Consider the following 11291-nt stretch of genomic DNA (forward strand, 5'->3'; position numbering starts at 1 on the left):
TTAAATAAAATTTTAAACTTTATAGATATAGCTTTTGTGTTTATTGATTCATAAACTATACTAACACGCGTGATCAAATGGCTAAAGGATTCAATAATTAAAGTTTAACTTAACTGTAGTTATTCAATTTTAGAAAAATCCTTCAATATATAAATACAGGCATACAATGGCTTCTCGATTAAATGCATCTTACATCTCAATATTACAGCGGTTTTGCGATGTTTTGGCTATTTACCTTGGTTTTTACTTCATATATAAGTTTAATGCGTTTGATTTTGGACAACAAGCATTTGCCATGTTTCTTACGGTAGTGAGTGTTTTTCAACTTATTGGTGGTCTGACAGACTTTTATCGGTCATGGCGTGGTGTTAGCCTATTTAATGAACTTATTTTTTGTTTGAAAAATACAACTCTTAGTATTTTAATTTCTTCTTCTATATTAATTTTTTTTAAAAATATTACATTTGACATTTTACTTAATTATTTTGTTAGTGTAGTCGCCATGATGGCAGTTTTAAGAATTGCTATCCGTCTTATATACAGTATTTTCTATAAACTTTCCCATAAATCAACGAATGTAATGATTTTTGGTGAAGGAGAAAAGGCACAAAAACTATATACGGATTTAAAAAATTCAGAGTGGATTGGCTTTACTCCTATTGGTTTATTTACATTCGAAGATAAAGCAGACACATCTATTTATTCTGGTAATTTTATTGAAGGCATGCATGCTATCAAAGAAGAAAATGTTGATAAGGTTTATGTAGTTATTAATCAACATAATATCGGTCAAGCAGATGAACTTATCAAATTTTTATCTGATACCACATGTTCCACGATTATTGTTCCTGAGTTGTTTAGTCATGAATTTTTATATTCTCGGGTAGAGGATATCAATGGCACCCCGATTATCCCAATTATTGATACGAGATTGACAGGTATTAATACATTCGTGAAGCGAATAGAAGATATCTGCTTTTCAGTCATGATTTTAATACTCATTTCTCCTCTTTTATTAGCTATAGCTATTGCGATCAAATTGACATCTAAAGGTCCGGTATTCTTTAAACAAACCCGTTATGGTTTAAATGGTAAACCAATCTTAGTTTATAAATTTAGATCTATGAATGTCATGGAGAATGGTGCTAAAGTCACTCAGGCTGTAAAAAATGATCCACGTTTGACACCGATTGGCGGTTTTTTAAGACGTACATCAATTGATGAGCTGCCACAATTTATTAATGTGTTTTTAGGATCAATGTCTGTTGTAGGGCCACGTCCACATGCGGTTGCGCATAATGAAGAATATCGTAAGTTAATTCCTGGCTATATGTTACGACATAAAGTAAAGCCTGGCATTACGGGTCTAGCTCAGATTCGTGGTTGGCGTGGTGAAACAGATACTCTAAACAAGATGGAAAAACGTATTGAGTGTGATTTAGAGTACATTCGTACCTGGAGTATCTGGCTTGATATTCATATTATTTTCTTAACTGTATTTAAAGGATTTATTCATAAATCCGCTTATTAAATTCTGATATAGAAGTGAAGTTCTAATTTTGGTTTAAAATATGCTTTAGATATCAGATAAATTTATTGCATTAACTCAACATCATTTTATGTTTACTAGGAATATTTATGATTAAGAAAGCAATTCTTCCTGTTGCTGGTCTAGGTACACGTTTTCTCCCAGCCAGTAAATCAATTCCAAAAGAAATGGTAACCGTGGTTGACCGCCCAGCAATTGAATATGTTGTCAAAGAAGCAGTTGCAGCCGGTATTGAGCAAATTATTCTGGTAACACATTCATCTAAGGCATCAATTGAAAACTATTTTGATCGCAATTTTGAACTTGAAACAACCTTAGAGCAAAAGAAAAAAATTGATTTGCTTAAAGAGATTACAGAAATTTTACCTCCACATGTGAGTGTGGTGAGTGTACGTCAGCCTCAACCACTTGGTTTAGGACATGCTGTGCTTTGTGCTAAATCTATAATAGGTAATGAGAGTTTTGCAGTTTTATTGCCTGATGTTCTGGTGAAAGATTCAGATACTAAAAATGATCTGTCTTTGATGATTGAACGTTTTAATGCATCAAATGCCTCACAAATCATGGTAGAAGCTGTGCCTGATCAGCTTGTCGATCAATACGGCATTGTAGATGTGGCTGTAACTCTTGAAGAGGGGCAAAGTGCTGTAATGCAAGGTATTGTGGAAAAGCCAGCTTTAGGAACAGCACCTTCGAACTTGTCGGTAGTGGGACGTTATATTTTACCTGCTAAAATTATGCAATTACTTGAGCAGACACCTAAAGGTGCAGGTAATGAGATTCAGTTAACGGATGCAATTGCGATGTTACAGCAAACAGATACAGTAGAGGCTTATCGTATGAAAGGGCGAACCTTCGATTGCGGCAGCAAAATAGGTTATTTAAATGCTGTATTACATTATGGCATTGACCATCCTAAATTAGGAACAGAATTTAAAGCCTTAATTCAAAAATTAAAATTGTAAAAAATGTGAGTTAATAGATGAAAATTGCAATTTTTGGAACAACCCTATATGCGGCTGTGATGGCATCTTTATTAGCAGAATGCGGGCATTATATCTATGCTTGTAGTAATATTGATAATCCTCAGAAAAAAGGATTTGATGTCCGTGAGCGAGAAGTTATTCAAGCACTAGAACAGCATATTAAAGCAGGTTTTCTCAGCTATTGTGATTTTCAAAATCTTCCTTTAGATATAGATGTTTATATCTTTAGTTTTAATCATATAGAAAAGGAAACAGCTCATAAAGTACTTGATCTGATTAATCAGCGGACTATTATCCATCCCAAATTAATGATTAATGCTTCAACTTTTGGCTTAAATGGTACTGAGCAGTTGCAAGCACGATTACCACAGGATCAATGGGTTTATTTACCTGATATGGTACAAGAAGGGCAAGCTTTTCAAAGCGTTTTGTCCTTGATGCGTATCATTATTGGTTGTAATGATGAAAAAGCAAAAATTAAATTACAAGAAATGCTTCGCCCCTTGTTTCCAAGACCGCAGCATTATTTATTTATGCCTATATTAGATGCTGAATTTACTAAGTTAAGTATCTCTGGAATGTTAGCTACCCGTATAAGTTATATCAATGATTTGGCAGTTGTTGCAGAGAAAGTGGGAGTAGATATTAATTATGTCAGAGAAGGAATGGGAGCAGATAGCCGTATCGGTGGATCCTATTTATATCCGGGGGCTGGTTTCGGAGGAGAAAACTTCTCTCATGATATTTTGACTTTATCTACTGCGGTTGCAAATACGGGTGTAAAAAGTCAATTACTTACCCAAGTATGGGAAATTAATGAGCAGCAAAAAGAATTGATGTTCCGTAAACTCTGGAATTATTTTCATGGCGATTTAGCAGGAAAGACGGTTGCAATCTGGGGAGCTGCATTTAAGGTAAATACCTCTAGCATCCAATATTCTCCTATTCATCCTATGCTCGAGGCGCTATGGGCACAAGGTGTAAAAGTACAGTTACATGATCCTCAAGCTTTAGAGGAGATTCGTCATTATTATGGGGATCGTCCTGATCTTATTCTTTGTGAAGAGCAATATGCAGCTGTTAATAATGCCCATGCATTATGCGTATTAACTGCATGGAAGCAATACGGTTCATTGGATTACAAGCACTTACAAAGACTAATGGTTCATCCATTGATTTTGGATGGGCGTAATATATATGATCCTGCTTATATAAAAGAACAAGGATTTGCCTATATAGGGGTGGGCCGATAATGATGAACTTACAAATATTCCCAAAAAAAGACTTGGTATCTACTCTGTCAAGCTTAGAAGAACTTTCTAAAACAATAGGGAAAAAACATTTAAACGATTTTTTTTCAGAAGATTCGCGACGGTTCGAACATTACTCTCTTCAATGTGAAGACCTTATTTTTGACTATAGTAAACAGCGTATTGATCAATCCGTGATTCATAGTTTATTAGACGTTGCTCGAGTAAGGGATTTATCGACCTGGATTAAACGTCTATTTTCTGAAGAAGCGATCAATTATACGGAACAGCGTTCAGTGATGCATTGGGCGCTCCGTTTGCCCAAAGATCATCAAATTTATCCAAAATTAACTGACCAAGTACATACACAACTTGAACGTATGTATGCCTTAGTGGAAAAAATTCATTCAGGACAATATCGAGGAGTGACAGGCGAGGTTATTCAGGATGTCGTCAATATAGGAGTTGGAGGATCTGACCTAGGCCCTATGATGGTTAGTCATGCCTTATCTGATTTTAAAGTAAAAACGGCTAAACCTTTAAAAGTACATTTCGTATCTACCATGGATGGCAGCCAACTATCTGATATTTTGCATCAATTAAGACCTGAAACTACCTTATTTATTATTTCTTCTAAATCATTTAGTACAATTGATACACTATATAATGCTCAAACTGCACGCCAATGGTTAGAAAAACAGCTAGGAAAATCTGAATCATTAAATTGCCAACATTTTATTGGTGTATCGACTAAACCTGAAAAAATGACTGAATGGGGTATTTGTAAAGAAAACCAGCTCCTGCTTTGGGATTGGGTAGGTGGTCGATATTCATTATGGTCCTGTATTGGTCTGCCAATCGCTCTTAATATTGGCGTAGAGGGATTTAAACGTCTTTTGGCAGGGGCTTATGCGGTAGATGAGCACTTTAAAAATGCAGATTTTAAAGAGAATATCCCTGTTATTATGGCAATTTTGGGTATGTGGAATTTAAATTTCCTTAATATCCAAACACATGCAGTTTTACCCTATGATGGTCGCCTAAAGTATTTTTCTGCTTATCTACAGCAGCTAGAAATGGAATCGAATGGTAAGTCGATTCAACGTAATGACCAAAAAGTTGAAAATAGTACCTGTCCAATTATTTGGGGAGAGGTCGGACCTAATGCGCAGCATGCTTTCTATCAATTACTTCATCAGGGTACCCATACTGTAAGTTGTGACTTTATTGCGCCAGTACAACGTTATACATCTAATCAATTTACTTATGTGGAAACAGCAGATGCTCTAATTGATCAACATCATTTAGCATTATCCAACTGTTTAGCCCAATCTCGGTTATTAGCTTTTGGAAATCAGGCACTTGATTCTGAGGAAGTAGAAAGCTTACCTTTATATAAACAGTATGAAGGTAATAAACCTAGTTCAACAATTTTAGTTAAAGAGCTTAATCCCTATACATTAGGAATGCTAATCGCATTGTATGAACATAAAGTCTTTGTACAGTCGGTACTGTGGAATATCAATGCATTTGACCAATGGGGCGTAGAGAAAGGTAAAGAAATTGCCAACTTGGTTTTACCTGTTTTGAACGGTAATAAGACTGATTTTAGTGGATTTGATAGTTCAACCTGTGGTTTGTTAAGTATCTTGCTCGGAAAGTAATATGGCAAAAATTTTGGTAACAGGTGGAGCTGGGTATATTGGCTCGCATACATGTGTGGAATTGTTACATGTAGGGCACGAGGTGATTGTATTTGATAATCTTTGTAATAGTTCAAAGGTTGCCTTAGAGCGAGTTCAAATTCTCACAAATAAGTCTTTAGATTTTATACAAGGCGATATTCGTGATGCCTGCGCACTAGATCAGGTTTTTAGTGATTATAAAATTGATGCTGTCATTCACTTTGCCGGGTTAAAAGCAGTAGGGGAAAGTCAAAAAATACCACTAGAATACTTTGACAATAATATTTCGGGTTCATTGTGTCTGGTTCGAGCGATGGAAAGAGCTCATGTATTTAATTTGGTATTCAGTTCTTCAGCCACTGTTTATGGAGAGAAAAACTCAGCGCCTTATCGGGAAGATATGCCTTTAGGTATGCCTACCAATAATTATGGCTATACCAAGATGGTTGTTGAGCAATTGCTAGAAAAGACAGTAGAGTCAAATCCTGCTTGGTCTATTGCATTGCTTCGCTATTTTAATCCAGTAGGAGCGCATAAAAGTGGAGAAATTGGCGAAGATCCACTAGGAATACCAAATAACTTAATGCCCTTTGTTACTCAGGTTGCTATAGGTCGACGTGATAAGCTTTCAATTTTTGGTCATGATTATCCAACACTAGATGGTACTTGCGAGCGTGATTTTATTCATGTGGTTGACCTTGCTAAAGCGCATGTATTAGCCATTGAAAATCGTCTGAATAATACGGGTTGTCGAGCATGGAATATTGGAACTGGAAAGCCAATTTCTGTATTAGCAATCAAAAATACTTTTGAAAAAGTAAATGGTATACAGATTCCATTTGAATTTGTATCGAGACGTACTGGAGATTTAGCAAGTTTTTATGCTGATAGCACACGAGCAAGTGTGGAATTAGGCTGGCATGCTGAATATGGCCTTGAGGATATGCTTATAGACAGTTGGAATTGGCAAAGAAAAAATCCAACTGGATTTCAATCATAACATCCATAGCTTAATAATAGTAAAAACTTATTTTCATTGAGAGACGGTTAAATATGCAAAATTTCAAAAAAAAAATAGGCTTGGTTGTGCTGATTTCTGCATTCAGTTTGCCTAGCTATTCCCAAGGTATTTTCTTAAATAATAATGATTTACGTACGGATTTGAATTGGCTTAATCAGCAAGGTGTGATTCAGATTAGTACATCTACCTGGCCCTTAAGTGGGGATGAAATTGAACGGGCATTAAAAGATGCAAATATTACCAATCCCCTACAAGAGAAAGTTATAAATTCAGTCCGTTCATTTTTAGCTGCTGATAATAATCTAATAAAATTATCTTTATACGCAGAAAGCGATCCTCAATATTTTCCTCAACACTTTGCAGATACTAAAAAATCCCAATACCAAGCTGGGGTTGAACTCAATGCTGGTGGTGCTTCTTGGGATGGTAAATTAAAGATTAATGCTGAGAAAGATCAAATGATCCAAAATGGGCAGAATGTGAATGTTGAAGGATCTTACTTGGCAGGTAAATTAGGGAATCAGTGGTTTATAGCGGGACAAATTCCTACCTATTGGGGACCTGGACATGATGGTAGCCTGATTCGAGGAGATGCAAGTCGTCCAGTTTATGGGTTAACTTTACAAAGGGCAGAACAAAAGCCTTTTGAAACAAAATGGCTATCTTGGGCTGGGAATTGGCAATATCAAATATTTGCTGGACGTTTAGATGATTATAAGGCTGTTCCAGATACTAATTTATTGGGTTTACGTTTAACTGCTCAACCCCTTTCATATCTAGAACTTGGTGCATCACGTGTCTTACAAATTGATGGCCAAGGTCAACCAGATAGTTTTAAAGCTTATTGGAATGCTTTTATAGGAAAAGATAATGAATGTGATGCTAGTGGATGTGTTGGAGAAAAAAATGCATCAAATCAGCTTGCTGGTCTAGATGTACGTTTAAATCTGCAAGAAAAGTTTGAATTGCCATTAAGTTTATATATGCAATTTGTTGGTGAGGATGAATCTGGCTTACTTCCATCCAGAAAAATGTATTTGGGTGGGCTAGATTATTCTTCGCAAATAAAAAATATACCTTTCCAAGTTTACATGGAATGGGCGAATACCCAAACTAATCGCGAAACTTGGGGGTATTCTTATAATCACCATAACTATAAAGATGGTTATTATCAGCATGGGTTTCCACTAGGGCATCCTCTTGGGGGAGATGGTGAAATGTATTCGTTGGGGGGAGACATTCGCTTCGATGCTATGAATCGTTTAAATGGTCGTCTAATGTATGCAAAAGTGAATCAGTCAGCGCTTGAAATTAATCAGGCATTCTTACTAAGAGATAGATTCAAAACTTTAGATTTGACCTGGACTCATTATTTACGTTCTGATGTGCCATTAAAAATAAGTGGGTGGATTACAGATTCAGAATCTCTGGGTAATGATTCAGGTGTTTCAATAGGAATTGAAATTCCATTGGATGCTTCTCTAGTTAATTAGTATTGAATCAATAAATAATAAGTAACCTCAAAAGAGTTCTAGAACTCTTTTGAGGTTATTGGATTAAGTGTTAATAAGGGTGGTTAATTCATCTACATAATATTGAATTGGTTTAGGATTAAGACTGGTCCGACTTTCAATATTCAAGCGTAATAATGGCTCTGTATTTGATGCGCGAACATTTAAACGCCAAGCACCAAAATTCAGACTGACCCCATCAGTATAATCAATGATAGGGTTTTGATCAGCAAAGTGGTCGAAGATTTTTTGAATGGTTGCTTGAGTATCAGCCACTTTAAAGTTGATTTCACCTGAGCATGGGAACCTGGCAATCATTGCCTGGACAAGTTCAGACAAAGGCTTCTTGGTTTCTGATAATACCACCACTGCTAATAACCATGGAATCATCCCACTATCGCAATAGGCAAAATCACGGAAGTAATGGTGTGCAGACATCTCACCCCCATACACAGCATTGTGTTCACGCATCACTTCTTTAATGAAGGCATGTCCTGATTTTGATTGAACAGTGATACCACCATGCTGTTCCACAATATCAAGGGTATTCCAAGTTAATCGTGGATCATGAACAATTTTCTCACCCGACTGTTTCAATAAGAATGCTTGTGCAAGCAGACCGACAATATAGTAACCTTCAATGAATTGTCCTTTTTCATCGAAAAGGAAGCAGCGGTCGAAGTCGCCATCCCATGCTAAACCCATATCTGCACCATGTTCGAGTACCGCATTGCGGGTACTATCACGGTTTTCAACTAACAGTGGATTAGGGATACCATTCGGGAAGTTACCATCTGCTTCATGATGAATCTTGATGAATTCAATTGGAACATTCAGTCCTTTGAATTTTTCTTCTAAAGCATCGACTACATGGCCTGCTGCACCATTACCTGCATTCGCCACCAGTTTTAACGGACGGATTTTAGCAGGATCTATATAAGTTAATAAATGATCGATAAATTCAGGTAGAATATTATACTTCTGAGTAGTTCCCTTAGCTGCAACTTCATTAAATGCACCAGCTTCTGCCAAGGCTTGAATTTCTTTTAAGCCGGTATCTGCGCTAATTGGGCGTGAGTTTTCACGTACCAATTTCATGCCATTATAATCCATTGGATTGTGACTAGCAGTTACTTCAATACCACCTTGGACATCTAAATGGAATGCCCCAAAGTAGACTTCTTCAGTACCGGTCATACCCAAATCGAGGACATCGACACCTGCATCATTCAAACCACGAATAGTGGCTTGTTTTAGGTCTTCACTAGTCAGGCGAACATCACAACCAACAACAATAGTTTTAGGCTGATAAATTTGACCATAAGCACGGCCAATTTTATAGGCGACTTCTTCGTTCAGCTCACTACCCAATTTGCCGCGAATATCATAAGCTTTGAAACAAGAAAGTTTTTTCATAATTTATTATTTAAGCGTATAATTGAAAAATATATTCTAACCTATTTAAAGAGTTTTATCATTCAGCTAGTTACATAATATTAAAATAATATTTCATTTGAAGAATAAAGCATTTTATTAAAAATTATAAGGACAAAATATGTCTAATAATAAATTATATTCAATTAATATATTGAGGTTTATTGCTGCAAGTTTTGTTTTGCTCAGTCATATAGAAAACAAAGTTCATCAGTACAATATACTATCCTTAGAGTGGTATCGATTTAGAGGCCCTGGTGTAGATATTTTCTTTGTAATGTCCGGGTTTATTATCTGTTTAACAACAGCAAGAAAAAATATAACCCCTATAAAATTTTTAAAAGGGCGTATGCAAAGAATATTGCCCTTATACTGGTTCTTTACTACTGTGGCTCTTTGTATCTTTTTATATAACCCCGACCTTATTAATATGAGTGGTGGATATACCAATATTGTAGCTTCTTATTTATTAATTCCAGGGGAGCATAAGTTCCTTGTTCAAAATGGCTGGACCCTAAGTTATGATGTTTATTTCTATATCATTTTTGCTTTATCTCTCTATTTCTTTAGAAATAAAATAAATTATATTGCATTAATAGCGGTATTAACCTTTTTGCCCGCTGTAGGAATATTGGTATTAAATTTAGATAAGGTGTTCTTTTTTAATGTGATTCTTTTGGAGTATGCCTTGGGTATATGTGCATATCTCATTTATATAGAATGCAATTTAAACTTTATTCTGAATATTATTCTGATTCTATTGGGAACTGCATTTATTTTTTTTCAGAATATATTTAATGTGTTTGAAACTGTTTTCGGTCGTGCTTTGGACAGGGGAGTACCAGCCTTTTTATGTGTGGTTGGTGTGATTGGTCTGGAAAGCTTTTTTAAAAACCACTATCATAAATTTGTAAATATTTTAGATAGATTAGGGAACACGTCTTATTCTATTTATCTAAGTCACCCATTCATACTGGTTATAGGAACAAAATTATATATAAGCTATTACTTTTTTCAAAATCTTAATTTTGCTTTATTTTTATATGTGATCTGTATTTTTATTGGATACTATGTGAATAAATTTATTGAAGTACCTTTAAATAAAAAAGTTAAGAATTCATTTAGCTCAAATTCGATATGGATATTAAAAATAAAAATATTTATTCAAAATCTAAAAAATATATAATTGGCCTGCTATATAAGGGTAATTAATATCTTACCTTTATATTGTAATCCAGTAATAAAGTTTCATCTTAAATCACTAATATATGATTGATTTTTATAGCTACTGATCATAAATTTTGAAAATAAAGTATCATCGTATATCATCATGCATTCTTAATTCTATAAGATAGCCAGTAATAAAGTATCATCTTATGGTAGGTGAGTTCAATCCAAAGACCCAAATATTTATGCCATAGAGAAAACTATTAAGCAGATTTTAAGACTTCTGTAAACCGCTTCAACCAATCTGTAAACTCTTTATCAGACTCACTTATCTCAAATTTGTTTTTTGGATGGTTAATGCCTTTGGGAATGCCAATATCTTTTAAGGATTTTGCAGTGGGCCAACGCAAAGAACGTCTGATAATCTGTTGTTTAAAAATTGGAAAATTTTGATCCCAGGCTTCAAAATTTTCGACTTTAACAATTAATGTTGAAAGTGGTTTGTAATTGTCGCTAGTATCAATTTCTAGAATGGAAAATTTTTTACCTTGAAATTCAAGCTGTGCTTCCGCAATACGTCGAGCGTTGCCATCATCGGTCTGATGTAGCTTGGATCGATTGACAGCGGGAAGCTGAGAAATAGTAAATCTAAATTTTGATGGAATATTATTCTGTGAGTTGAATTTCT

At 35.2% G+C, this 11291-nt stretch carries 9 protein-coding genes; 7 read left to right on the top strand and 2 right to left on the bottom strand.

The window, feature by feature from the left end; genetic code table 11:
* The first annotated feature begins 166 nt into the window (after positions 1-166).
* The 6 genes from B4J23_RS02385 (at position 167) to B4J23_RS02410 (ending at position 7984) form a co-directional block, all read left to right on the top strand.
* On the top strand, positions 167-1531 hold the full coding sequence (locus B4J23_RS02385) for an undecaprenyl-phosphate glucose phosphotransferase (RefSeq protein ID WP_291358656.1): 1365 nt from the start codon (positions 167-169) through the stop codon (positions 1529-1531).
* Positions 1532-1638: 107 nt separating this feature from the next.
* Positions 1639-2514: a UTP--glucose-1-phosphate uridylyltransferase GalU gene (gene galU, locus B4J23_RS02390; RefSeq protein ID WP_291358657.1), complete on the top strand. Its 876-nt coding sequence runs from the start codon at positions 1639-1641 to the stop codon at positions 2512-2514.
* Positions 2515-2531: 17 nt separating this feature from the next.
* The gene (locus tag B4J23_RS02395; RefSeq protein ID WP_291358658.1) at positions 2532-3788 is read left to right on the top strand and encodes a nucleotide sugar dehydrogenase; all 1257 of its coding nucleotides are present in this window, start codon (positions 2532-2534) and stop codon (positions 3786-3788) included.
* The gene (gene pgi, locus B4J23_RS02400) at positions 3788-5449 is read left to right on the top strand and encodes a glucose-6-phosphate isomerase (RefSeq protein WP_291358659.1); all 1662 of its coding nucleotides are present in this window, start codon (positions 3788-3790) and stop codon (positions 5447-5449) included. The genes B4J23_RS02395 and pgi overlap by 1 nt, the downstream gene beginning before the upstream one ends.
* A 1-nt stretch (position 5450) precedes the next feature.
* Positions 5451-6470: a UDP-glucose 4-epimerase GalE gene (gene galE / locus B4J23_RS02405; protein WP_291358660.1), complete on the top strand. Its 1020-nt coding sequence runs from the start codon at positions 5451-5453 to the stop codon at positions 6468-6470.
* A 53-nt stretch (positions 6471-6523) separates the two neighbouring features.
* Positions 6524-7984 carry a capsule assembly Wzi family protein gene (locus B4J23_RS02410; RefSeq protein ID WP_291358661.1) on the top strand — a complete coding sequence of 487 codons (1461 nt, stop codon included), beginning with the start codon at positions 6524-6526 and terminating at the stop codon, positions 7982-7984.
* Positions 7985-8047: 63 nt separating this feature from the next.
* Here B4J23_RS02410 and B4J23_RS02415 read toward each other — a convergent pair whose 3' ends face one another.
* Positions 8048-9418, bottom strand: a complete 1371-nt coding sequence (locus B4J23_RS02415) for a phosphomannomutase CpsG (RefSeq protein WP_291358662.1) — start codon at positions 9416-9418, stop codon at positions 8048-8050.
* Positions 9419-9557: 139 nt separating this feature from the next.
* On the opposite strand from B4J23_RS02415, the gene B4J23_RS02420 reads away from it, so the two are divergent.
* Positions 9558-10622: an acyltransferase family protein gene (locus B4J23_RS02420; protein ID WP_291358663.1), complete on the top strand. Its 1065-nt coding sequence runs from the start codon at positions 9558-9560 to the stop codon at positions 10620-10622.
* A gap of 244 nt (positions 10623-10866) precedes the next feature.
* Here the strand turns inward: B4J23_RS02420 and B4J23_RS02425 are convergent.
* The coding region (locus tag B4J23_RS02425; protein ID WP_291358664.1) for a Tn7-like element transposition protein TnsE at positions 10867-11291 on the bottom strand (425 nt) is incomplete at its 5' end.

The organism is Acinetobacter sp. UBA3025 (genome assembly GCF_002367915.1).
In the GTDB taxonomy this organism is placed as follows: domain Bacteria; phylum Pseudomonadota; class Gammaproteobacteria; order Pseudomonadales; family Moraxellaceae; genus Acinetobacter.